Here is a 22,709-nt window from a genome sequence, read left to right as displayed (position 1 = left end):
CCGGCTCGTCCGGGTCCCCCGCTGTGCGGCGGCACCCGGCGCATACGTGGGTCGTCGCCGTTCATCATCATCAAACTGTACTTATCGATCGGTGCCTGTTCTGTCGGCGCCGGCGGCGTCCGTTCGACCCGCAGGTGAGCGCACTGCGCCGGTATAGACGGCTTACCCCGCTAGGGCAGCCAGGACACCCGGCCGTGCAGCAATCCGTAGCCGACATAGGCCACTGTGTCGATCACGGCGTGCGCGATGATCAGCGGCCACAGCCGGCCGGTGCGCTGCCAGAACCGGCCGAAGATCACTCCCATCACCACATTGCCGAGACCGCCGCCCAGCCCCTGATACAGGTGATAGCTCCCGCGCAGCAGCGCGGACGCGGCCAGCGCCGAATTGTCCGACCAGCCCAGTGCGCGCAGCCGGGTCAGCAGAAAGGCCACCACCACGATCTCCTCGGCCGCCGAGTTCGCGCAGGCCGAGAGCACGAGGGCGGGAATGCGCCACCAGTGGTCGCTCAATGCGTCGGGCACGATCGTCACATTCACGCCGAGCGACTGCGCGATCAGATACAACCCAAGACCCGGCAGCCCGATGACGGCGGCGAGCGCCAGACCGTACAACCCGTCCGGCCGGAAACGGGCACGCGCGAGTCCGATCGCCCGCGGACCGATACCGCTACGCCACAGCAGGTAGAGCGCCAGTCCGGCCCACGCCGCCAAACGCAGCACTCCGAGCAGCTGGAAGAGCAGATCGATGAAGGATTGGGTGGCCCGCGACGAGTTCAGCGCGACCGTCTGCTCGCCGACGCCGCCCGGTGCGAGCGCGCTCTCCAGCAGTGACAGCGCCGCGTTCATGCCGCTGAGCCCGAAGGTCACACCGAGGACGACCAGGATCTCGAGCCGGATCCCCCGCTGCTCCCCGGTCCGGTCGTCGACCGGGCTGCTCTCACGCATACCCAGAATCTACGTCCCGAGGGGCCGGTCACCGCGCCGCAGGCGGCGCCGATCGGGTCAGCCGCGGCGCAGGCCGTTGAGGAAGGGGCAGCCGGCCAGAGTGCGGACGGCGCGTCCCAGGGCTTCGATGTCTTCGGCCGGGGTCGCGAAGGGGAGGCGGAAATCGTGGTCGCCGTCGATACCTTCGATGCGCAGGGTGAGGCCGTAGCGGTCGATGGCCAGGGGGTGGATGCGGCCGTGGCGGAGTTTCGCCGGTAGATGCCGGGCCAGCTGGGCGACCACGTCGGCGTGGTCGGCCTCGAGGTGTTGGAGCCAGGCCGATTCCATTCCGCAGAAGGGGTCGGGAGCGGCCAGCCGCAATTCGTCCACACAGACGGATTCGGCTCCGGAGGAGTCCGCCACCACGGCCGAGTTCAGTACCAGGCGCAGCAGGGTGGCGGTGTGGCCGATATCGAGGAGGCCGGGGTGCGGGTGTTCCTCGGCGACGGCGCTGACCAGCGTCCGCTGGGCGCGGGCCGGTACCCCCCGGATCCAGCCGCGCAACCAGACCAGGGCCCGGACCGGTTCACGCAGGGGAAGTGGCGCGTGATCGGTGAGTTCGAGGACGGCGGGTGCGCCGGCGATGGCGGTGTGCGCCGCGTACACGGCCGCGCTGTCGTCGGGTACCGCGATCACCACGTCGCCGCATTGGCGCAGGAAATGCACCGATACCGGGGTCGGGTCCGCGCCGGGGAGAGCGAGCACTGCCTGTTCGGCATGCACGCAGGCGCTGCGGACACGTTCGGCGGTGGACGGGGCGGGTGCGGCGGCGATCGGCGCCATCGGTACCTCCATTGCGGGCGTGCCCGACTTCACAAACTTTGATTTAGGTAAACCTAAGCTAAGTTATAGTCGGATGTGGCGCAAGGGCATCGATGGTGCAGGCGTCGGCGGATACGACCTGCCGTCCGTGTTCAGGGGGTATGCGCGGCGGGGTCGCGGACGTCCCGGGCATACGATCTCGGTGTGGTAGCTGGTGAATCGCAGCCGGTACTCGTCGAACTGACCGTCCCGAAGCGCACGATCGAACGCGGACTCGTCGACGGCCTGGTGGTCCCGACCGGAACGTTCGCCGGGGTGCGGATGGTCGAGCCGGCCCTGTCCGACGAAGGGGTCGCCGACCTGTTGGCCGAGGTCGCGCACAGCCCGGACGGCTTCGCGGCCCGCGCCGATACCGCCGCCCGCGCGCTCGCCATCGTCGCCGCCACCGCCGCCGCGCTGTGCGGCGACGATATCCGCACCGCCCTGCGCAGCCCGGATACCGACTTCCTGGCCGGCCTCTCCGGTGGCGCGGTCGATGCGGTGCGCGAGGTGCTGCTCGGAATCGAGAGCGATGAGCCCGCCCAACTGGATCAGACGCTGCGGGCCGCGCTGAGCTGACCGGAGTGGCCCCGGAGGCAATGGTCCGGTACCGCGGGCACACGCTCGAACCCGGCTCCGAGGGCCGTCGGTAGTGCGCCCGGGTCACCGGGCCCGACCTGTTGATGGTCGCGCGATCGTCCGGATCCCGTGGTCGGCGGGCCCGGCGCACGCACCAGTAGTCTCGTAGACGTGCCGCGTATCGCGTATTTCGGTCCGTCCGGAACTTTCACCGAGATGGCCCTCGCCGAATTCGAGAGCTCGGGGTCCTTCGACGGGCCGGTCGAGCGGATCGCCGCGCCCAGCCAGTCCGCTGCCCTGGAACTGGTCCGGGCAGGCGAGGTGACCGCGGCGGTGGTGCCGATCGAGAGTTCTGTCGAAGGCTCCATCTCGTCGACTCTCGATTCGCTGGCGATCGGGCCCCGGCTGCAGATCATCGCCGAGGTCGAACTGGAGGTGACCTTCACCATCGTCGCGCGTCCGGGTACCGAGATCGGCGCGGTGCGCACGCTGGCGGCGTATCCTGTCGCGCTCGCTCAGGTCAGGCAGTGGGTCCGGCACACCTGGGGCGAGGTGGCGCTGCACACCTCGAGCTCGAATGCCGCCGCCGCCGAAGATGTGCGGGCCGGGCTGGCCGACGCCGGGGTTTCCACCATGCTCGCCGGGGAGCGGCTCGGACTGACCGCGCTGGCCTCGGGCGTCGCCGACCACGAGCAGGCGGTCACCCGGTTCGTCCTGGTCACCGCTCCGCGGGTGGCGCCGGCCCCCACCGGCGCCGACCGGACCTCCATCGTGCTCGAGGAACTGCCGAATATGCCCGGCTCGCTGATGCGCGCTTTCGCCGAATTCGCGACCCGCGGTGTCGATCTCACCCGGATCGAATCCCGGCCCACCCGTACCGGTATGGGCACCTACCGCTTCTACCTGGACTGTGTCGGCCATATCGAAGACGCCGCGGTGGCCGAGGCGCTCAAAGCGCTGCACCGCACCGCGCGTATCCGGTTCCTCGGATCCTGGCCGGCCACCTCGGCGACGGGCACCCCGCCGCCGTCGGACGAGGACGCCGCGATCTGGTTGACCCAGCTACGCAAGGGGGTGGCCGACCTGTGATGCGGTACTGCGATACTGCGATACCTCCGCCTTCGCTACGGCCTCCGCGGACCGCATGCAACGGTTTCGAGGAGGCGCTGTGACGCGGTACCTCCGCCTTCGCTACGCCCTCCGCGGAGAACCTGTAACAGCCTCGAAGGAGAAAGCATTCTGAGCGCGAAACTGATCTTGGTGCGGCACGGGGAGACCGAAGGCAATGTCGCCAAAATCCTGGACACCAAACTCCCCGGCCTCCCGCTGACCGAGCGCGGCGTGGCGCAGGCCAAGGCATTCGGTTCGGCGCTGACCGCCCCGCCGCGTGCGCTGTTCCACTCCCGGGCCCTGCGCGCTCGCCAGACGGCCGGCTATATCGAGGCCGCTACCGGTGTGACCGCGACAGAGCGTGACGGCGTACACGAGGTGCAGCTGGGCGCTCTGGACGGGCTGAACACCAAGGAGGCCCACGACCGGTTCCAGGCTGTGTACCGGTTGTGGCACGAGGGCCGGCTGGACGAGCGCATCGACGGCGGCGAAACCGCGCAGGAGGTGCTGGATCGCTTCGTTCCGGCGGTGACCGAACTGCGGACCGAGTTCCTCGACGGTAACGACAGCGGCGATGTTCTGGTCGTCACCCACGGCGCCGCCATGCGTTTGGTCGGCAGGTTCCTCGCCGGGGTGGCGCCACCGTTCACCACCAACAACCACCTGGACAACACCGAAACGATCGAACTCGTCCCGCGCCCGGACGGCGGCTGGGAGTGCGTCCGCTGGGGTCGGTTCACTCCGCCGTTCGGGGTGAAGGCGGAAGTCGGCGCCGACGACCCGATGGGCTGAGGCCGCCTAGGCGAGGTTCGGGCTCCGAGGGAACTCGGTGCGTTCGGGCAGCGAGTTGATCAGATCCTGGAGTGCGATCCGGAGCCGGGAATCGGTGCCACTGCTGAACGAGGTCCATTTGGTGCCGTCATCGGCCAAGCTGGCCGTTGCGATGAATCGGCCCGCCCGGGTATCGAATACGGCGATATGGTTTTCCGCGATATCGCGGCTCGCGTCGCCGTACACCACACCGACGATCTCCGCGTGCGAGTCGCAGTGCGCCATCGCCGAGGCGATCGCCTGCGCGTCGCGCGGGGGATTACCGACCTTCGACAGCCGGGAGGCGGTGGCCGTCGGATCTCCCGCGTCGTCGAAGATGGGTACGAGTTGTTCGGTGGGCGCGTTCATCCCGGTGAGTTCCAGTGCCTCGGCCGGGCCGAGCGCCATGATGACAGGGCCGGGCAGATCCTCGGTCGCCTCGTCGATCACATAGGTCTGCGGTCCGCGCAGGGCGACGGTCACCAGGTCGTCACCCTTCGCCAGGCACATCCGGCTCACCTGCCCCGCGACGATCAGGCGGAGTGCGACCACCCAGTGCGGCCGATACAGGCCGCGGAGGCGTTCCGCGAGTTCCGGATGAATTCGCTCACCGTCCAACAGGTCCCGGTCGGTGAGCGACCGGGCCGCGGCGTCCATCGCGGCGTCGTGGTCGACCTGATTGTCGTAGCGGCCCCGTGCGTCGAGCACGACGGGTACCTCGTCGATTTCCAGTGCCTCCAGGAGGTACTGCATTTCGTCGAGGGACAGCGTGACCGCCGCCAGTGTCGACGGTCCGCGCCCTGCTCCGAGCACTGTCACTTGTCCGCTCGTGGCGGTTCGGCGCCGATCACGCCGTCCGCGATGTAGCGACCGTCGGTGAAGTGATCACCGCGCAGATACTCGGCGCCGTCGTGTTCCTGCTCGTCCTCGCCGGCGGCGCCGCGCGAATTGCCCAGCAGCGGGCTGGTGGACGAGCCGGTGCCGGCCGGACGCACCGGTGCCGCCTCCCCGCGCGTGACCGCGAGGGTCTCCGTGGCCGGGGCTGTGGCATTCGCCGCCGGGGCGCCCCACCCCTCGGGTACCTTCAGGCCACCGTTGTTCAGGCCGAGTGCCGAACTACCGGGCATACCGCCGGCCCGGGTGGCCGCCGCCGCGGTGGCCGCTACGCCTCCGGTGACCATCGAGGGCGCCAGCGGCGCCATGGCAGCCGGTGCCGGGGCGGAGGTGGTGGCCGCGACGAGCGCGTTCGCCCCGAGATTGCCGACCGTGGTGACGCCGGTGCTCGCCACCGAGCCGGCGACATGCGCCGCCTGTGTTGCCGCGCTGGCCAATCCGGGGTTCTGTGCCAGCGCGGTGCCGGCGGAGGCCAGCATCTTCACCGGGTCGCCGTTGGCCTCCTTCATGGCCTCTTCGGCGGAGGAGGAATCGACCTGACCGGCGCCGTTGGCGATCGGCGGGGGATTGAGGAACTCACCGGGGGTGAGCACGGTCGCGGTGATGGCCGCCTCGTAGGTCTCCATGGTGAGCGCGGCCCGCAGATCCAGGGCGGCCTTGGCGGCCTCGGCCACCTCGGAGGTGCCGTTCAGGACGCCGCCGGTGGAATGCGCCGCGACGCGAGCGGCATTGACCGCGGCGATCTCGGGCAGGCTCGGCATGGCGATCGAGGCGACGGTGTAGGCGGTGGCCTGCGAGGCGGCCTTGGTGCCGAGGGTCGCGGCCATCGCGCCCTGCTGCTCGGCCCATCCGGTGAAGCCGACGAGCCGGGCCAGGGCGCCGATACCGTTGACGCTCTGCATACCCACGCCGAGCTCGGCCATGACCCGGACGACGGTGGCGGTGGCGTCGACCCACGCACCGGTGAGCCCACCCCATGCGCCGGCGGCCGCGCTCATCGGAATGGCGTGCGAGCCCGCGTTCAGCGCAATCGAATTCCCCTCGGCGAGTCTGGGCAGCCAGAACACCCCGGTGATACCTGCGGTCATGCTTGTCTCTCCCCTTGTGAACTATCGATGGTGAATCGGCGGTCTTGCCGCATACGCGTCGTGGTCACCGTGCTCTGCTCCTCGGTTCCGGCCTTCGTGTGGGCCCGCCGTACCGCCGCATCCGCTCCGCCGGATGGCCGCGGACGGACTCCGCCCGGCAGCACCACTAGACCGCGATCGACCCGAACGGCGCCCCGGTCAACGCCAGCACACCCGCCGAGGCCGCGTCCTGGACCAGGTACTGGGCCAGTTGGGTGCGCAGGATCGCGGCCGTGTGGTGCAGTTCGAGGACGGCCTGGGCGAGCGAGGTCTGATGGGTGGCGGCGGCCTTGTTCATATGCATCGCACCGTGTATCGAGGCCTCGTCCGCGCCGGACGGCACGACATAGGTGGCCGGTACGGTGGCCGCGGCGACCCCGGCCAGCCTGTCGGCGAGCAGATCCAGCTCGACCGCGGCGGCGAGGATGAGCTCCGGTGTGACGTCGACGTTGCCAATCATGTCCTCGACTCCTTCTGGTGGCGGCTCTTGGGCGGAACCACGAGAATTCCCCCTACGAGTAGATCGGACGCGATACCCCCGCTGGCGGTTCCATCGATTCCGAAACTTTCTCCGTCGGCCCAGCCCCCGCCCGTGCATCCCCTGCCGGCTCGTTGCGTGGACCGGTCTGAGCTTAACCCCATCCCAGCTGATGGAGACGGTCTTCGTCAATCCCGAAATAGTGTGCGATTTCGTGGATCACGGTGATTCGTACTTCCTCGATCACCTCGGCCTCGTCCGCGCACACGTCCAGCAGGGCGTCCCGGTAGATGGTGACGGTATCGGGCAGTGAGCCGCCGTAGTGGCTGTCGCGCTCGGTCAGCGCGATCCCGTGGTAGAGACCCAGCAGATGCGGGTCATCGGGATTTCGCGGTTCGATCAGGATCACCACATTGTCGATGGCCCGGGTCAGCTCGGCCGGGATCTGGTCCAGCGCATCGCCTACCAGTTCCTCGAATCGTGCCTCGGACATGCGGACCGGCATCGTCGTGCTCCGGCTACCGGGGCGCGGGACGCGGTTCCGGCTGCGGGGGCAGCGGTGCGGCGCCGGGCAGCGGCTTGGGCGTCGAACGTCCGGAGTTGGGCGGCGGCACGGGTTCCTGGCCGTTGATGAGCAACCGGCCCCGCGCCGGACCCACGATCGGCGCGAAACCCTCTTGGTCGGCGCCCTTTCCGATCATGCAGTCGAGTTTGCGGCTACCCGCCAGCCAGCTGCGCACATCGATGAAGTCGAAGAACACCGTGAGCGTCTTGTCCCGCAGCACATGGGGGCCGCCGAGATATTCGTTGGTGAGGCGGCCGCATTCCTCCTCCAGGTACCGGTCCTGGTCCTCCTTGGCCGGTGGCCCGCCCGGGAAGCGCTGGGACAGATCCACGGTGGCCGCGATCTCGACCGCGTGTTCCTGACCGCAGTCGATCGGATCGGTCGGGAGGTTCTGGCTGATACCGAGGCAGACGCCGGCTTCGTAGATCTTCGACTGGTCGCCGTCGGAGACCCGGCCCGTGGTGGCGATCGGGTTGCCGCTGAGCCCCGGGACCTGCAACCCGCAGCGCAGGATACGGTCGCCGGAGTTGATCCAGCCGTCGTTGCTCGGATACATCAACCCGACGGCGTAGCGGCCGCGCGGATCGAGCCGGCCGTTCAGATACCGCTGCGCGGCGGGCACACAGTGTTCCTCGCGGAGCTCGGTGAGCCGCAGGGAATCCGGCCACAGCGCTTCGGGCCCGAATTCGGATCCCGGGTAGACACTCAGGTCGATGGTGTCGGTGACCTCGAAGAGATGGTCGTCGGCGCAATCGAGTTCGACCAGATCGGAATGGTCGGGTTTGGTCCAGGTGAGACAGTCGCCGGTGCCGACGGAGGCGAACACTTTGTCGGCCTTGGCCACCGAGCCGCCCGGGCTGCGGGCCTGCAGATTGGAATCGTTGTCGAATCCACTGATCAGCATGGTGCCCAGTGCCGCGAGCACCGCGCCCACGGCGACCGCGAGCAGGCCCCAGCGCAACCTGGGCGCCGGAATCCGACGCGGTTTCCCGCCGGTCCGGCGGGAACTGCCCGGTGCACCGGCGCGGGGCCGGTTCCGGCGCTGCCCGGCCGCCGCGCTCCGGCCCGGGGACTCCGGCCCCGCCGGTCCGTCGGACCGCGGACGCGCGGCATCGGTCCTGCGACCGCGGCCCGGACGGGCGGCACGCGAGCGCAACGATTGGGCGCCGCGAGGGCCGCGCCGGCTGGTGGGCTCAGTTTCGGAGGACATCGCGGTCCATCATGGCAGCGCCGCACCCGAACGTGCCACGAACCCGGCCGATCGGGCTCGCGCGCGTGTTGTCCGGAGCGGGTCCGCGGCGGGCCGGGGCGATACTCGGTTGAGGCGGGAATTCCGCGACCATTACGCTGGTCAGCCATGATCGACCTCCGCCTCCTGCGCGATGATCCCGAGCTGGTCCGCGCCTCGCAGCGAGCCCGGGGCGAGAACCCGGCCCTCGTCGACGCGCTGCTCACCGCCGACCACGCGCGCCGGTCCGCGATCGCGACCGCCGATAAATTGCGTGCCGAGCACAAGGCCATGGGCAAGCAGGTCGGCAAGGCGAGCAAGGAGGAGCGCCCGGCGTTGCTCGCACAGGCCCAGGAGATGTCGGTGCGGGTCAAGGAGGCCGAGACCGCCCAGCATGCCGCCGAGGCCGAACTGCAGGAGGCGCACCGGGCGATATCGAATGTCGTCCAGGACGGGGCGCCCGCGGGCGGTGAGGACGATTACGTCCTGCTCGAGACCGTCGGCGAAGTACCCGAATTCGATTTCACACCGCGTGATCATCTGGACCTGGGTGAGGCGCTGGGGCTGATGGATATGGAGCGCGGCGCGAAGGTGTCGGGGTCGCGGTTCTATTTCCTCACCGGCTACGGCGCGCTCCTGCAGCTGGGTCTGCTGCAACTGGCGGCCCAGCGGGCGGTGGCCAACGGTTTCACCATGATGATCCCGCCGGTACTGGTCCGGCCCGAGATCATGGCGGGCACCGGTTTCCTGGGGCAGCATTCGGCCGAGGTGTACCACCTGGAAGAGGACGATCTGTACCTGGTCGGTACCTCCGAGGTGCCGCTGGCCGGCTATCACGCCGACGAGATCCTGGATCTCGCCGCCGGGCCGAAGCGCTACGCGGGCTGGTCGTCGTGTTTCCGGCGGGAGGCCGGTAGCTACGGCAAGGACACCCGCGGCATCATCCGGGTGCACCAGTTCGACAAGGTCGAGATGTTCGTCTACTGCCGCCCCGAGGACGCCGACGCCGAACACCGGCGGTTGCTGTCCTGGGAACGGGATATGCTCGCCGCCCTCGACGTGCCCTACCGGATCATCGATGTCGCTGCCGGTGACCTGGGCAGTTCGGCCGCGCGGAAGTTCGACTGCGAGGCGTGGGTGCCGAGCCAGGGCACCTACCGCGAGCTGACCTCGACGTCGAACTGCACGACCTTCCAGGCCCGGCGGCTATCGGTCCGTTATCGCGACGAGAACGGTAAGCCGCAGACGGCCGCGACGCTCAACGGCACGCTCGCGACCACCCGGTGGCTGGTCGCGCTGCTGGAGAACCATCAGCAGGCCGACGGTTCGGTGCGGGTTCCCGCAGCTCTGGTGCCTTTTGTCGGTACCGACCTGCTCACTCCGCCGAACTGATGTGGTTGCGCGGCGAGAAATCGGGGTACCTCATATCCCCGGTTGGGTCGCCGGTGAGCTGATCAGTTGTTTAGGCTGTTCTTCGTGCGAGGAAGCGGGTCTCGCGGCGATACCCGAACGCGGGTACGGGCCGCGTCTGGTGTGGCAACGGCCATGGTCATGTCCCGGACCACCGGGGCCTTCTATGTCATGGGCGGGATCCTCGGTCTGCTGGTGACCGCCCTCGCGCCCACCCAGGTGCTGCACCCGGGCGACGAGGGCAACCGAACGCTGGTCGGTTCGGCCGCGGCGGTCGCCCTGTTGCTGGGGATAAGCCTGCTCGGGTGGGGTCCCCGGATGCCGCACTGGCTGCACCACGTCTACGTCGTCCTGGCGACGGTCCTGGTCACCATCGCCGTGCACTCGTTCCCCAATACCGTCGCGGCGATCACGCTCGCCTCGTTCTACGTGTTCGTGGCCTGCGACGCCGCGCTGTTCTTCGCCTGGACGCAGGCCGCGGCCCATATCGCGCTGTGTATGGCGCTGTGCCTGTGGGTGCTGCCGACCCGTGCCGGTCTGCCGTGGTGGTCCGGGCTCATCCCGGCGGGTATCACCTTCGGTGTCGGGGTCGTGGTGGGCATCCTGACCCGGATGGCGTCGGAGGCCGATATCGATACCCTCACCGGGTTGCTGAACCGCCGGGGTTTCGATCGCGCGCTCAATACCGCTCTGGAACAGGCCGATCGTTCCGGCCAGGCACTGGCGCTGGTCCTGGTGGACCTGGACCGCTTCCAGAAGGTCAACGATCATCTGGGGCACCGCGCCGGTGACGCGGTGCTGCAGAAGGTCGCCGATACCTGGGCCGCCCTGCTCGGGCCCGATCAGCGGCTGGCCCGCTACGGCGGTGACGTGTTCGCGGCACTGCTGCCCAATACCACCGAGCAGGCCGCCATCCTGCTCACCGAGGAGCTGCGCGCCGCGGTGAGTACCGGGTGTTCGGCGGGCGTCACCTCCTGGCAGCCGGGGGAATCGGCGTCGTTGCTGGTCAGCCGGGCCGATGTGGGTCTGTACCGGGCCAAGCAGGCGGGTCGCAACCGCACCGTACTCGAGTCGGGGCATCGCACGCCGCTGGCCGTGGAACTGCGCGAAGCCATCGACAACGGCAGTCTGGACGTGCACTACCAGCCGATCGTCAGCCTCAGCGACGGCGGCGAGAAGGCGGTGGGGGTGGAAGCGCTGCTGCGCTGGTCGTCCAGCGCCCAGCCCGATGTCACCACCGAGGGGCTGATCCGGGTCGCCGAGGAGTACGACCTCATCGCCGACCTGGACGAACTGGTGTTGCGCCGGGCCTGCGCGGACGCCGCGCAGCTGCAGGAGACCTTCGCCGCCCTGGAGCTGACCCTGAACGTGAACGTGAGCGGCCTGGAGCTGGCGGAGTCGGGATACGCGGACAAGGTGGCCACGATCCTCGAGACCACCGGCTGGCCCGCGGAGCAGCTGGTCCTCGAGGTGACCGAGACCGAACTGGCCGCCGAATCCGATACCGCCATCGCGAACCTGCACACGCTACGCGACCGTGGTGTGCGGATCGCCATCGACGATTTCGGCACCGGGTACTCCTCGCTGAGCCGGCTGGCGACCCTGCCCAGCGACATCATCAAGGTGGACCAGTCGTTCGTGGCCGCCATCCGCTCCGATTCGCCCGCCCCGCCGCTGCTCGGCGTGATCGCGGCCCTGAGCAAATCGCTGGATCTGCAGGTCATCGCCGAAGGCGTGGAGACCGAGCACCAGGCCGCCGTACTGACCGAACTGGGTTTCGCGCTGGCGCAGGGTTACCACTACAGCGATTCGCATCCGGTGGCCGAACTGATCGGTGATATGAACAGCGGCCGCCTCGGCGGGTTGAGCACCCGCGCACTGGGCGATGCCGCAGCCGACGACAACGGCTGGGTACCTCTGTGAACTCCGGCCGGTAGCGACCCGCGTTCCCACAACGTCTGCGGTGCGCACATAAGAAAACCGCTTGACCCGCGGGCACGCCTCGCGGATGCTGATCGCTATGCGACTGGTCTTCTACCACCGTTGAGCCGGATCCACGGATTCCGGCCGTAAGTCTGGACTACGCGCGCTCGCCCTGCGAGCGACCCTGTTCGCTGCGACCGGGGACCTGGTTCCCTACTACGCGCTGTACGCGCTCCTCTTCGCCGATCACGGCTTCGGTCCGGGGCAGATCTCGCTCCTGCTGGCTTTCTGGTCGGTGACGGCCTTTCTGTTCGAGGTCCCCTCGGGGGCGTGGGCGGATACGGTGTCCCGGCGCGGACTGTTGATTCTGAACGGCTTGCTGATGTCGGCCGGTTTCGTGGTGTGGACGGTGGCGCCGTCCTATGCCGGCTTCGCGCTCGGGTTCGTGCTGTGGGGCGTGGCCGGTTCACTGCGCTCCGGAACGTTCGAGGCGCTGCTCTACGACGAACTCGCCGCCCGCGGTGCGGCCCGGGCCTATGCCCGGGTGATCGGCTACACCCGCACGGGGAGCGAGTCGAGCGCGGTGCTTGCCATCCTCGCCGCGACTCCGCTGTACCTGTGGGGCGGGTACGAGCTGGTGGGCTGGGTCAGTGTGGGGTGCGCTGTATTGCACACCGCGCTGGCCGCGAGCCTGCCCGCGGCGCCGAAATCCGTCTCGGCCGCCGATGTGGGCGAGCTGGAGGAGACGGGCGCCGACAGTGCGACCCCCGCGGTCATAACCCCGAGCCCCCGGCCGGTGACCACCGGTCCAGGGGCCCGGGCCGACGCCCCGGCCGCGGCCGGGGCGGGAACGCTGGGACGGTATCTGCTGATGCTGCGTACCGGTGTCGCCGAGGCGGTCCGGGTCCGGCTGGTCCGGCACGGTGTGGTGCTCGGGGCACTGCTCTACGGGATCACCGCGTTCGACGAGTACTTCGGGCTGGTCGCCGGGGAAGCGGGTGTGGCCACTTCGTTCGTTCCCGTTCTGGTGGGTGTGACCGTGGTCGGGTCACTGCTCGGTTCGTTGCTGGCCGGCCGGACCGAAGCGCTTCCCGCGCGCATTCTGGCGTGGGCGCTGGGGGCGGCCGGGGTGCTGTTCGGTGCGGGCGCGGTGGTCGCCGGGCTCGCGGTGCGCTGGCCGGGCGCGGTCTACCTGTGTACCGGACTGGGTTTCGCCTCGATCGCCGCCGCCTACGGGGTGGTGTACAACGCGGCGATCGTCGCCGAGGCCCGGCTCCAGGACGCCATCGGCGGGCCCGCGCGTGCCACGGTGATGTCGGTGTCCGGACTGCTCGAGGAACTGCTGTCCCTGGCGGTTTTCGGGTTCGTCGCGCTGGCCACACTGTGGCTGTCGGTCTCCTCGACGATCGCGCTGCTGGGCGTCGCCATCCTGGCACTGGGCGTGCTGACACCGTTCTGGCTGCCGCCGCGGCCGGGATCGGAGACCGATGCGCAGACCTGAGCCGCGGATGGCCGGCCCGGGCACCGCGCACGCCGGCGTCGGTAGGGTGCGGTCATGGTTTCGCGGCGGTGGGGTCTGGGTTCCGGGCTGTTGATCGGAGCCGGGGTCGCCGTCCAGGGGCGGATCAACGGTGAGCTGGGGGCGCGGCTGCAGGACGGGGTCGCGGCGGCAGTCGTGAGCTTCGGCAGCGGTTTCCTGGTGCTGGCGGTGGCGGTGCTGTTCAGTTCTCGGCTCCGGGCGGGGTTGCGGGCGGTCCGTCGCTCGGTCGCCGCGGGCGAATTGCGGCCCTGGCAGTTGCTGGGCGGGTTGTTCGGCGGGTTGTTCGTGGCAAGCCAGTCGTTGACGGTCGCCGCGCTCGGAGTCACGGCGTTCACGGTCGCGGCGGTATCCGGTCAGCTGCTGAGCAGTCTGCTGGTGGACCGGCTCGGAGTGGGGCCGGGCGGCCGCACCCCGGTCACCACGGCGCGGTTCGGCGGCGCGGTGCTGGCGGTGGGCGCGGTACTGCTGGCCGGCTCCGGGGGCTCGGCGCCGGAATCGCTGCGCACCTCGTCGTGGCTCGAAGGTGTCCCGGGACCGCTGCTCCTGCTGCTGCCGGCGGCGGCCGGCATCGGGCTGGCCTGGCAGCAGGCGTGGAACGGCCGGATCGGTACGACCGGGAGCCCGTTCGCCGCCACGGTGATCAACTTCGCGGTCGGCCTGCTGGGCCTGCTGATCGTGGAAGCGCTGGTGGTGGCCCGGACCGGTGTGCCGGCCGAATTCCCCCGCGAACCGTGGTTGTATCTGGGCGGTGTGATCGGAGTGCTGTTCATCGCCGCCGGTGTGCTGGTGGTGCGATGGGTGGGGGTGCTGCTGATGGGTTTGAGCACGGTGGCGGGCCAGTTGACGGCGTCGCTCGTACTGGACCGGTTGTTGCCCACGGGCGCGGAGCTGTCCCTGGTGAAAGTGCTCGGTTGTGTCCTGACCCTGATCGCGGTGGTCGTCGCGGCCAGAGCGCCGGTTCCGGGGGACCGCGAACCCGTGAGCTGAATACGCGCCGGGCCCCGGATCTGGAAGATCCGGGGCCCGGCGGGGACGTGCCCGGTCAGTGGGTGGGGCGGAAATTCCGCAGCCGCAGACTGTTGCTGACCACGAACACCGAGGAGAACGCCATGGCGGCACCGGCCAGCATCGGATTCAGCAGGCCGGCCATGGCCAGTGGAATCATCGCGACGTTGTAACCGAAGGCCCAGAACAGGTTGCCCTTGATCGTGCCGAGAGTGCGGCGGGCGAGCCGGATGGCGTCGGGGGCGGCGGTGAGGTCGCCCCGGACCAGGGTGAGGTCGGCGGCCTCGATGGCGATATCGGTGCCGGTGCCGATGGCCAGGCCCAGATCGGCCCGGGCGAGCGCGGCGGCATCGTTCACGCCGTCACCGACCATGGCGACGCGTTTGCCCTCCCGCTGCAGGCGTTCGATCACCGCGACCTTGTCCTGCGGCAGCACCTCCGCGATCACCTGGTCGATACCGACCTGGCGGGCGATGGCATCCGCCGCGGTGGCATTGTCCCCGGTGAGCATGATCGGGGTCAGACCGAGCGCCCGCAGGCGGGAAACCGCTTCGGCGGAGGTCGGTTTCACCGTATCGGCGACCACGAGCACCCCGCGGGCCCGGCCGTCCCAGCCGACCGCCACCGCGGTGCGGCCCTGGCTCTCGGCCTCCCGCAACGACTCCTGCAGCGCATCGTCGAGGTGCAGTGCGTAGTCGGCGAGCAGGCCCGGCCGGCCGACGACCACCGCATGGCCGTCCACCACGCCCTCCACGCCGAGTCCGGCACTGTTCCGGAAGCTCTCGACCGGGGACAGCCCGGCCGTCCGTTCCCGGGCACCTTCGGCGATGGCACGGGCGATCGGATGTTCGGAGGAGTCCTCCAGCGATCCGGCCAGCCGCAGCACCTCGCCGGTGTCTTCGCCGGCGGCGGCCACCACGTCGACCAGGGCCATCCGGCCGGTGGTCACGGTGCCGGTCTTGTCCAGGACGACCGTATCCACCTGGCGGGTCGATTCCAGCACCTCCGGTCCCTTGATGAGAATGCCGAGCTGGGCGCCGCGTCCGGTACCGACCATGAGCGCGGTCGGCGTGGCCAGGCCCAGCGCACAGGGGCAGGCGATGATCAGGACCGCCACCGCCGCCGTGAACGCCGCGGCCACCGAACCGCCGGTGCCGAGCCAGAATCCGAGCGTGGCGACCGCGAGCGCGATGACGATCGGTACGAAGACACCGGAGATCCGGTCGGCCAGCCGCTGGGCCTGCGCCTTCCCGGTCTGTGCGTCCTCGACCAGTTTCGCCATCTGCGCGAGCTGGGTGTCCGAGCCGACCCGGGTGGCGCGCACGGTGATCCGGCCACCCACGTTCACGGTGGCGCCGGTGACCGCGTCCTCGGGCCCTACCTCCAAGGGCACCGATTCGCCGGTCAGCATGGAGACATCGACCGCCGAGGCGCCGTCGGTGATCACGCCGTCGGTCGCGATCTTCTCGCCCGGCCGCACCACGAAACGGTCGCCGACGGACAGTTGTTCGACCGGTATCCGCTGTTCGGACCAGTCGTCCTGCCCGGTCCGGCGCAGGACCGAGACCTCTTTGGCGCCGAGTTCGAGCAGGGCCCGCAGCGCCGCACCCGCCCGTCGCTTGGACCGGGCCTCGAAGTACCGGCCGGCCAGGATGAAGGTGGTGACCCCGGCCGCGGCCTCCAGATAGATGCTGCCGGTGCCGTCCATCCGGGCGATGGTGAACTCGAAGGGGTGCGTCATCCCCGGCGTACCGGCGGTGCCCCAGAACAGCGCGTAGATCGACCAGCCGAACGCGGCCAGGGTGCCGAGCGAGACCAGGGTGTCCATGGTCGCGGTGGCATGCCGCAGGTTGGTCCAGGCCGCCCGGTGGAAGGGCAGCGCGCCCCACACCACGACCGGCGCGGCCAGGGTCAGCGACAGCCACTGCCAGTTGGTGAACTGCAACGCCGGGATCATCGCCATGGCGATCACCGGCACGGTCAGCACCAGCGAGATCAGCAGCCGGGTGCGCAGCCGGTCGGCGGGGTCGGCCGGTTCGGTGGTGTCCGGTTCCGCGGCGGGCGGCTGCGGCAGGCTCGCGGTATAGCCGGCCTGCTCCACCACCGCCACCAGATCGGACGGCGCCACGGTGTCCGGGTAGTGCACCCGGGCCTTCTCGGTGGCGTAGTTGACCGTCGCGGTCACACCGTCGAGCCTGTTCAGTTTCTTCTCGATGCGATTGGCGCAGGATGCGCAGGTCATCCCGCCGATCACCAACTCGACCTGCGCGGTCCGGTTATCGGTCTGCGCGGTGTCCGGTGCAGTCTGTGTACTCATCGTTGGCTCCGTTGGCCGGGGGTCAGTGCCCATGGCCGTGTCCGGTGGGTTCGGGGGCGGTCTGCGCGTCTGCCGGGGTGTGCCCGGCCTGGTCCCCGGCGGTTTCCGCGACGGGCACGGTGAACTCGGCGCGGTGTACGGCCCCGCCGTGGCGGAACTCGAAGAACAGCCGGTAGTCGCCCGGTCCGGGTGCCGTCACCGCGAAGGTTACGCCCGGTCCGGCCGGGGTGCTCCCGTCACCCGGGTGACCGGCCGGATGGACGTGGAGATAGCCGAGGTCGGCGGTCCGCAGCGCCACGAGATGACCGTACGCCCCCAGATAGGGCTGCAGGTCCGTCACGGGCCCGCCGTCGCGGGTGACGTTGAAAGTGACATCGGTGGCGCGCCCGGGAGCGACGGTGCCGTTCAGGGCGACGGTGTAGCCGTCCACGGTGACGGTGGTGTTCGGCGCCGGTAGCGGACGCGGCGTGTACTGCCCGGCGACCCGCAGTTCCGCTCCCAGAGTGAAGGGTTGCCCCTCGGCGGTGACGAAATCGGCGAAGACCCGGTGGTCGCCGGCACGGGTGAGGTCGACCGGGGTGCTCCAGGTGCCGTCCGGTCCAAGCGCCGGGTGCAGATGCTGGTAACCGGCGGTATCACGGCGAACCAGGATCAGATGCAAGTCTTTCTCGTGGTTCGGGGTGTACCGCGTCACCGGCCGCCCGGTGCTGTCCTCGATCCGGAACCGCAGGGTCGCCGCGCGGGTGGCGCTGGTGACCGGCTCGTCCAGGACCAGGGTGTAGCCCCCGGCGCTGCTGGTCAGCCCACCGGGGGTCGCGTCCCCGGCGGGTTCCCCGGCCGCGGCGTCGTGGGCTTCCGGTTCGCTGTCCCCGGTGCCGGCCAGGGCACCGACGCCCAGCGCGACCCCGAACAACGCGACGAGTCCGAGCGCGAACCCGGCGAACTTTGTCGGCGTATTCATTCGATGCTCCGTTTCCGTGGAGGCTCCGGCGGCTCTCCGCCCTCGCGCTCTCCAGTTGTTACGGTACCCCCCTAGGGTATTTTGTCAACAGGGCAGGTGGGAAGGTTGATCGGTCGCTTGACGCCAGGCTCGGCGCTGTTTGCCCGTTCGCCGCTCATTCCGCATGCTCGGCGAGCCTCGCATCCGACCGCCTTCGCGAGCAGCCCGGCGCGGGGTTGAGGCCCCCTTGGTCTCGCCGTTTCGGCCTCGAGACTCGCGCCTGCGGCGCATGCGCTTCGAGGCCGAAACGGCGAGACGGGCCTCACCCCTTTGAGGTGTCTCGTAAGACTCGACGCACGTGGGTTGCGTCGGCGTCCGAGGTCCCGAGGCGGAACACGGACCAGGACGTGCCGCGGGACAGGACGTGCCGCGGGACAGTTCTGATCCCGGTCAGGTCCGGGTGGGTACCCGAACGGCCCGGTGGTCTCCGATCCCGTTCCGGGAACCGCGCCGGACCCTACAGGCGCCGGAGCCTATGGCCGTTGGATCCGCCTCCGGGCGTACTCCTCGGCTTCCAGGACCGCGGCCTGCTCGAGCGTCGGAGCACTGCCGCCCAGCCGGGCCGGGACCCACGGCCGACCGGCGGGCATCGGGTACCCCTCCTGCGCCGCCGTCAGGAGTTCGCTCATCCGGCCGCGTAGCGCAGTGGTCACCTCGTCGACCGAACCGGCGGCGACCAGCGGTTCGCCGATGCGGATGTGGACCGGGAAGTTGTGCCGGCCCAGTTGTTTCGGGAAACCTTTGGTCCAGATGCGGTGTGCTCCCCAGATGGTGAGTGGAACGATCGGGGCCCCCGACTCCAGCGCCATGCGCGCCGCACCGGATTTGAATTCCTTCAATTCGAAGCTGCGGCTGATGGTGGCCTCCGGATAGACCACGACGAGCTCACCGTCGCGCAGCGCGTCGACGGCCCGGCCGAACGATTCCGCGCCGGCGGTCCGGTCGACGCCGATCGCTTTGCAGTGCTTCATGAGAAATCCGACGATGCCGTGCTCGAGTTCGGCTTTCATCATGTACCGCACATTGCGGCCCGACCGGCGTCCCACGACCCCGACCTCCATGAAATCCAGGTAGGAGGTGTGGTTCACCGCAAGCACCGCGCCCCCGGTGCGCGGGATGTTCTCCTGCCCGCGGATATCGAGGCGCACCCCCTGCGCGAAGAGGACGGTGTGCGCCAGCCCGGCCAGCACATCGAAAACCGGCTCCCGCGCCATCGCAACTCCTGCTCACTACCTGCGGGTTACCCGCTGCTCGGCACCTACCCGCCCATGGTGGGTAACGTTACGCGCCGGTGTCGTCCTGGCCGGTGAGTTCGGCCCGTCTCCGGGCGATCCGTTCCGCGACCTCGGCGGCGTCCATCGCATCGGCTTCTTCCAGGGTAGGCGCACCGCCCCCGAGCCGGGCCGGAACCCAGTAGGCACCGGGTTCGTGGGCGTAGTTCTCCTGCAGGCCGCGCAGTAGTTCCTGCATGGCGGTCTTGAGTTCGGCGGTGAGTTCGGACGCCGGTTCATAGGGCTGGATCGGTGTGCCGACGGCGATGGAGATGGGGGTGTTGGTGCGGCCCAGCCGTTTCGGATGACCTTTCGTCCAGACCCGCTGGGCGCCCCAGATGGTGATCGGGATGATCGGTACGCCGGCCTCGATCGCCATCCGGGCGGCGCCGGATTTCAGGTCCTTGATCTCGAAACTGCGGCTGATGGTGGCTTCGGGATATACGCCGACCAGTTCGCCGCGCCGCAGATAATCCACCGCGGCCTTGTACGAGTCGGCGCCCGCGGCCCGGTCCACCGGAATATGTTTGAGAGCACGCATGATCGGCCCGGCGATCTTGTTGTCGAAGACCTCGCTCTTGGCCATGAAGCGGATATAGCGTTTGGGGGTGCGTACCGGCAGACCCGCATAGGTGAAATCCATGTACCCGGTGTGGTTGACCGCGAGCACCGCGCCCCCTGCCGCGGGAATGTTCTCATCGCCGGTGACGGTGAACTTCAGGCCCTCGAGAAAGAAGACGGTCCGGGCCAGCCCGATGATCGTCCGGTAGACGGGTTCCACAAGTCCGCTAGCGTAGTCGCTGTCATGATGACCGGCAGCGTCCGGTCCGCCGCGCGCGCCCCGGCCCGCCGGATCCCGGGCCCGCCGTGGTGCGGTCGAACCCCGATGTCTCGACCGAACCGCTATGTACCGCAGGAAAGGTGATCGTCGAAGTGGAACGCGCCCGTCCCGTACCGTTGCGCCGAATCGGCCGTGAGACCGCGCGACGCGCCCGCGTTCGCGCTCTCGCCGTCGGGCTCGCGGTATCCGGAGTGCTGCTCGGCACCGGATGCGACTCGGTATCCGGAATCCCGGGCGACGATGCCGGCAGCCCGCCGGTGCAGGCCTCCGAGGGCGACGCGCCGAGCACGGAGCAGCAGGCGACGTCCGCGGGCGCACCGCCGTCGGTTCCCCCACTGCCACCGGTCCCCGCCGACGCGCCCGCGGTCGGCGCGGTCCCCGGGGTGCCCGACGCCGCCCCCGCGCTGCAACGGTTCGCCGCCGACCTGCGGTCGGCGGATATCGCGACCCTGCAGAGCACCTGCTGGACCATTCCGCCGCTCACCGTGCAGACCATGTACACCGACCGCGACGCCGTGCTCAGCGCGCTGGCCCAGCCGGGTGCCGCGGTGGACGGCATGCTCACCTGGACCGACGGAGTCACCACGGTCACCGTGGACGAGCACCGGGTGGCCGCCGGGTATGCCTGCGGCCGGGTGTCCGAGGCGGGTGTGGAACCGGTCTACGACGCCGCCGACGCCCGGCACACCGTGCGCCGCTACCTGGCCCGCTCGGCCGGGCAGCCGCTGGACCCCGCCGACCTGGAGGAGCAGTACCCTCTGGTCTGCGCGGCGAGCCCGGCCACCTGGGATCCGGAGGCCACCGGCGCGCCCGTGGCCGCGCCGCTCGCCGAGAATCCCGGTACGCTCGGCTCGATCACCGGATTCACCGATCAGCAGATCAGTTCCCAGCCGCTCACGACCGGATATATGGCCGTCGCGGTGCCGGTGACGAATGAGTCCGGAATCACGCAGAACCGGACATTTCTACTCGAACAGGGTGATGACGGCTACTGCATCGGGGACATTTCGTCCTGAAGCACTACCCTGGAGGGCCGTAAACGGTCAGGAGGAGCGAGCTCGTGCAGATCACCAGCGTCGGACATGCGGGATTCCATATCCGGACCGCGGCCGGTTCGATCCTATGCGATCCCTGGGTGAACCCCGCGTACTTCGGTTCCTGGTTCCCTTTCCCGGACAACACCCAGCTCGACTGGGAGGAACTGGGTAACTGCGATTTCCTCTATGTGTCGCATCTGCACCGCGACCATTTCGACGCCGCGCATCTGGCCGAGTACGTGAACAAGGACGCGACCGTTCTGCTGCCCGACTACCCGGTCCCGGATCTGCGCCGTGAGCTGGAGAAACTGGGCTTCCACAAATTCTTCGAGACCGAGGATTCGGTCAAACACAAGATCAACGGGTCGATGGGGATCGGCGGCGGCGATCCGGGCGCCGAACTGGAGATCATGATCGTCGCGCTGCGCGCCCCCGCGGACGGCCCGATCGGTGATTCCGGGCTGATCGTCTCCGACGGCGAAACCACCTGTTTCAATATGAACGACGCGCGGCCGGTCGATATGGACGTGCTGCACGAGGCGTTCGGCACGATCGATATTCATCTGCTGCAGTACTCGGGCGCCATCTGGTATCCGATGGTCTACGACATCCCGGCCCGGACGAAATCGAATTTCGGTAAACAGAAGCGGCAGCGCGGAATGGACCGGGCCCGCAGCTATATCGAGCAGGTCGGCGCCACCTGGGTGGTCCCGTCCGCCGGACCGCCGGTTTTCCTCGACGACGAACTGCGCTATCTCAACGACGACCACGGTGACGAGGGCAATATCTTCCCCGACCAGATGGTCTTCCTCGAGCAGATGCGCGAGCACGGTCACGACCGCGGCGTGCTGATGGTGCCCGGTTCGGTGGTCGAGGTGCACGGCGCCGAACTCGAACTGGATCACCCCTACGATCCCGACACCATCTGGACCGACAAGGCCGCGTACATCGAAAAGATGGCGCAGCGGCTGGCGCCGGTGCTGGTGGCGGAGAAGAAGACCTGGGCGCCCGCCGAGGGCGAACCTCTGCTGGAACCGCTGCAGGCGCTGTTCGAGCCGATCATGGCGCAGAGCGATCTGATCTGCGACGGTATCGGTTACCCGGTCGGGCTCGTGATCGGCGAGGAGACCGTGGTCCTGGACTTCCCGAAGCGGGCCGTGCGCGCGCCGCTGGAGGGCGAGGGCAAATACCGCTACGGCTTCCGGATCGCCCCCGAACTGGTGCGCACCGTCCTGCGGGACAACGAACCCGACTGGGTGAACACCATTTTCCTGTCCACCCGTTTCCAGGCGTGGCGGATCGGCGGGTACAACGAGTACCTGTACACCTTCTTCAAATGCCTCACCGACGAGCGGATCGCCTACGCGGACGGCTGGTTCTCCGAAGCGCACGACGATTCGGCCTCGGTGGAGGTGGCCGGTTGGGAGATCCAGCGTCGCTGCCCGCATCTGAAGGCCGACCTGTCGAAATTCGGTGTGGTGGACGGAAAGACGCTGACCTGCAACCTGCACGGCTGGCAGTGGGATCTGGAGTCGGGCCGCTGCAAGACCTCCAAGGGGCATGAGCTGCGCTCCCGGAAGGTGTCCGAACCGGCCGGGTAGCGCGGTGTGGTCGGTGGATATCCGGCCCAGAGCCCTCGCCGACCTACCGGCATGTGTTGCGGCCCTGCGCCGAGTGCATGAGGCGGATCGCTATCCGGCAGCGTGGCCCGAGGACCCGGTCGGCTGGCTGAACCCGGCGAAGCTGGTCGACGCGCGGATCCCAGAGAGCGATGGCGCCGCCTCCAC

General features: G+C 69.3%; 20 protein-coding genes. 9 read left to right on the top strand and 11 right to left on the bottom strand.

The window, feature by feature from the left end; genetic code table 11:
• Positions 1-170 precede the first annotated feature (170 nt).
• Together IG75_RS0128220 and IG75_RS0128215 are read right to left on the bottom strand one after the other, a co-directional pair.
• The gene (locus IG75_RS0128220; protein ID WP_030524379.1) at positions 171-947 is read right to left on the bottom strand and encodes a CPBP family intramembrane glutamic endopeptidase; all 777 of its coding nucleotides are present in this window, start codon (positions 945-947) and stop codon (positions 171-173) included.
• A 57-nt stretch (positions 948-1,004) separates the two neighbouring features.
• Positions 1,005-1,769, bottom strand: coding sequence for a DUF2470 domain-containing protein (locus tag IG75_RS0128215; RefSeq protein ID WP_030524378.1), 765 nt, complete (start codon positions 1,767-1,769; stop codon positions 1,005-1,007).
• Positions 1,770-1,952: 183 nt separating this feature from the next.
• Between IG75_RS0128215 and IG75_RS0128210 the strand changes: the two genes are divergently transcribed.
• From IG75_RS0128210 to IG75_RS0128200, 3 genes are all read left to right on the top strand, one after another.
• Positions 1,953-2,366 carry a hypothetical protein gene (locus tag IG75_RS0128210; protein WP_030524377.1) on the top strand — a complete coding sequence of 138 codons (414 nt, stop codon included), beginning with the start codon at positions 1,953-1,955 and terminating at the stop codon, positions 2,364-2,366.
• 171 nt (positions 2,367-2,537) lie between these two features.
• Positions 2,538-3,455: a prephenate dehydratase gene (pheA, locus tag IG75_RS0128205; RefSeq protein ID WP_030524376.1), complete on the top strand. Its 918-nt coding sequence runs from the start codon at positions 2,538-2,540 to the stop codon at positions 3,453-3,455.
• Positions 3,456-3,605: 150 nt separating this feature from the next.
• Positions 3,606-4,268, top strand: a complete 663-nt coding sequence (locus tag IG75_RS0128200; RefSeq protein ID WP_030524375.1) for a histidine phosphatase family protein — start codon at positions 3,606-3,608, stop codon at positions 4,266-4,268.
• Between the two features lie 6 nt (positions 4,269-4,274).
• Here IG75_RS0128200 and IG75_RS0128195 read toward each other — a convergent pair whose 3' ends face one another.
• The 5 genes from IG75_RS0128195 to IG75_RS0128175 form a co-directional block, all read right to left on the bottom strand.
• Entirely contained in the window at positions 4,275-5,105 is an 831-nt protein-coding gene (locus IG75_RS0128195) for an ESX secretion-associated protein EspG (RefSeq protein WP_030524374.1), read from the bottom strand.
• Positions 5,102-6,268: a PPE domain-containing protein gene (locus IG75_RS0128190; protein ID WP_030524373.1), complete on the bottom strand. Its 1,167-nt coding sequence runs from the start codon at positions 6,266-6,268 to the stop codon at positions 5,102-5,104. Before IG75_RS0128190 ends, IG75_RS0128195 begins: the two co-directional genes overlap by 4 nt.
• Positions 6,269-6,434: 166 nt before the next feature.
• Entirely contained in the window at positions 6,435-6,767 is a 333-nt protein-coding gene (locus tag IG75_RS0128185) for a PE family protein (RefSeq protein ID WP_030524372.1), read from the bottom strand.
• A 172-nt stretch (positions 6,768-6,939) separates the two neighbouring features.
• A complete protein-coding gene (locus IG75_RS0128180) occupies positions 6,940-7,290 on the bottom strand; it encodes a metallopeptidase family protein (RefSeq protein ID WP_030524371.1) in 351 nt (116 codons plus the stop codon).
• Positions 7,291-7,303: 13 nt separating this feature from the next.
• Positions 7,304-8,311: a septum formation family protein gene (locus IG75_RS0128175; protein WP_246872184.1), complete on the bottom strand. Its 1,008-nt coding sequence runs from the start codon at positions 8,309-8,311 to the stop codon at positions 7,304-7,306.
• Between the two features lie 396 nt (positions 8,312-8,707).
• Between IG75_RS0128175 and serS the strand changes: the two genes are divergently transcribed.
• The 4 genes from serS to IG75_RS0128155 all read left to right on the top strand — a co-directional run bounded on the left by serS (position 8,708) and on the right by IG75_RS0128155 (position 14,438).
• Positions 8,708-9,970, top strand: a complete 1,263-nt coding sequence (serS, locus tag IG75_RS0128170) for a serine--tRNA ligase (RefSeq protein WP_030524369.1) — start codon at positions 8,708-8,710, stop codon at positions 9,968-9,970.
• Positions 9,971-10,129: 159 nt separating this feature from the next.
• A complete protein-coding gene (locus tag IG75_RS0128165) occupies positions 10,130-11,911 on the top strand; it encodes a putative bifunctional diguanylate cyclase/phosphodiesterase (RefSeq protein ID WP_246872183.1) in 1,782 nt (593 codons plus the stop codon).
• Positions 11,912-12,206: 295 nt separating this feature from the next.
• Positions 12,207-13,412, top strand: coding sequence for an MFS transporter (locus IG75_RS0128160; protein WP_307687638.1), 1,206 nt, complete (start codon positions 12,207-12,209; stop codon positions 13,410-13,412).
• 54 nt (positions 13,413-13,466) lie between these two features.
• Complete coding sequence (locus IG75_RS0128155; RefSeq protein ID WP_030524366.1) at positions 13,467-14,438, top strand: DMT family transporter; 972 nt, start codon at positions 13,467-13,469, stop codon at positions 14,436-14,438.
• A gap of 55 nt (positions 14,439-14,493) precedes the next feature.
• Here IG75_RS0128155 and IG75_RS0128150 read toward each other — a convergent pair whose 3' ends face one another.
• The 4 genes from IG75_RS0128150 to IG75_RS0128135 all read right to left on the bottom strand — a co-directional run bounded on the left by IG75_RS0128150 (position 14,494) and on the right by IG75_RS0128135 (position 19,825).
• Positions 14,494-16,773, bottom strand: a complete 2,280-nt coding sequence (locus IG75_RS0128150) for a heavy metal translocating P-type ATPase (protein ID WP_030524365.1) — start codon at positions 16,771-16,773, stop codon at positions 14,494-14,496.
• A 22-nt stretch (positions 16,774-16,795) separates the two neighbouring features.
• Complete coding sequence (locus tag IG75_RS0128145) at positions 16,796-17,734, bottom strand: hypothetical protein (RefSeq protein ID WP_030524364.1); 939 nt, start codon at positions 17,732-17,734, stop codon at positions 16,796-16,798.
• 512 nt (positions 17,735-18,246) lie between these two features.
• On the bottom strand, positions 18,247-18,987 hold the full coding sequence (locus IG75_RS0128140; protein ID WP_030524363.1) for a lysophospholipid acyltransferase family protein: 741 nt from the start codon (positions 18,985-18,987) through the stop codon (positions 18,247-18,249).
• Positions 18,988-19,054: 67 nt separating this feature from the next.
• Positions 19,055-19,825, bottom strand: coding sequence for a lysophospholipid acyltransferase family protein (locus tag IG75_RS0128135; RefSeq protein ID WP_030524362.1), 771 nt, complete (start codon positions 19,823-19,825; stop codon positions 19,055-19,057).
• Between the two features lie 140 nt (positions 19,826-19,965).
• Between IG75_RS0128135 and IG75_RS0128130 the strand changes: the two genes are divergently transcribed.
• Together IG75_RS0128130 and IG75_RS0128125 are read left to right on the top strand one after the other, a co-directional pair.
• Positions 19,966-20,901: a hypothetical protein gene (locus tag IG75_RS0128130; protein WP_081877179.1), complete on the top strand. Its 936-nt coding sequence runs from the start codon at positions 19,966-19,968 to the stop codon at positions 20,899-20,901.
• A 44-nt stretch (positions 20,902-20,945) separates the two neighbouring features.
• Positions 20,946-22,523: a Rieske 2Fe-2S domain-containing protein gene (locus IG75_RS0128125; RefSeq protein ID WP_030524360.1), complete on the top strand. Its 1,578-nt coding sequence runs from the start codon at positions 20,946-20,948 to the stop codon at positions 22,521-22,523.
• Positions 22,524-22,709: the final 186 nt, after the last annotated feature.

This window comes from Nocardia rhamnosiphila NBRC 108938, from assembly GCF_000720425.1.
GTDB classification, from domain to species: Bacteria; Actinomycetota; Actinomycetes; order Mycobacteriales; family Mycobacteriaceae; genus Nocardia; species Nocardia rhamnosiphila.
Note: the sequence above shows the minus strand (reverse complement) of the source record. Positions and strands in the feature narration are given on the sequence as shown.

Coding starts and splice junctions, on each gene's coding strand:
- IG75_RS0128220 (WP_030524379.1), bottom strand. CDS start 947: ATGCGTGAGAGCAGCCCGGTCGACGACCGGACCGGGGAGCAGCGGGGG.
- IG75_RS0128215 (WP_030524378.1), bottom strand. CDS start 1,769: ATGGCGCCGATCGCCGCCGCACCCGCCCCGTCCACCGCCGAACGTGTC.
- IG75_RS0128190 (WP_030524373.1), bottom strand. CDS start 6,268: ATGACCGCAGGTATCACCGGGGTGTTCTGGCTGCCCAGACTCGCCGAG.
- IG75_RS0128185 (WP_030524372.1), bottom strand. CDS start 6,767: ATGATTGGCAACGTCGACGTCACACCGGAGCTCATCCTCGCCGCCGCG.
- IG75_RS0128180 (WP_030524371.1), bottom strand. CDS start 7,290: ATGCCGGTCCGCATGTCCGAGGCACGATTCGAGGAACTGGTAGGCGAT.
- serS (WP_030524369.1), top strand. CDS start 8,708: ATGATCGACCTCCGCCTCCTGCGCGATGATCCCGAGCTGGTCCGCGCC.
- IG75_RS0128165 (WP_246872183.1), top strand. CDS start 10,130: ATGTCCCGGACCACCGGGGCCTTCTATGTCATGGGCGGGATCCTCGGT.
- IG75_RS0128155 (WP_030524366.1), top strand. CDS start 13,467: ATGGTTTCGCGGCGGTGGGGTCTGGGTTCCGGGCTGTTGATCGGAGCC.
- IG75_RS0128150 (WP_030524365.1), bottom strand. CDS start 16,773: ATGAGTACACAGACTGCACCGGACACCGCGCAGACCGATAACCGGACC.
- IG75_RS0128145 (WP_030524364.1), bottom strand. CDS start 17,734: ATGAATACGCCGACAAAGTTCGCCGGGTTCGCGCTCGGACTCGTCGCG.
- IG75_RS0128140 (WP_030524363.1), bottom strand. CDS start 18,987: ATGGCGCGGGAGCCGGTTTTCGATGTGCTGGCCGGGCTGGCGCACACC.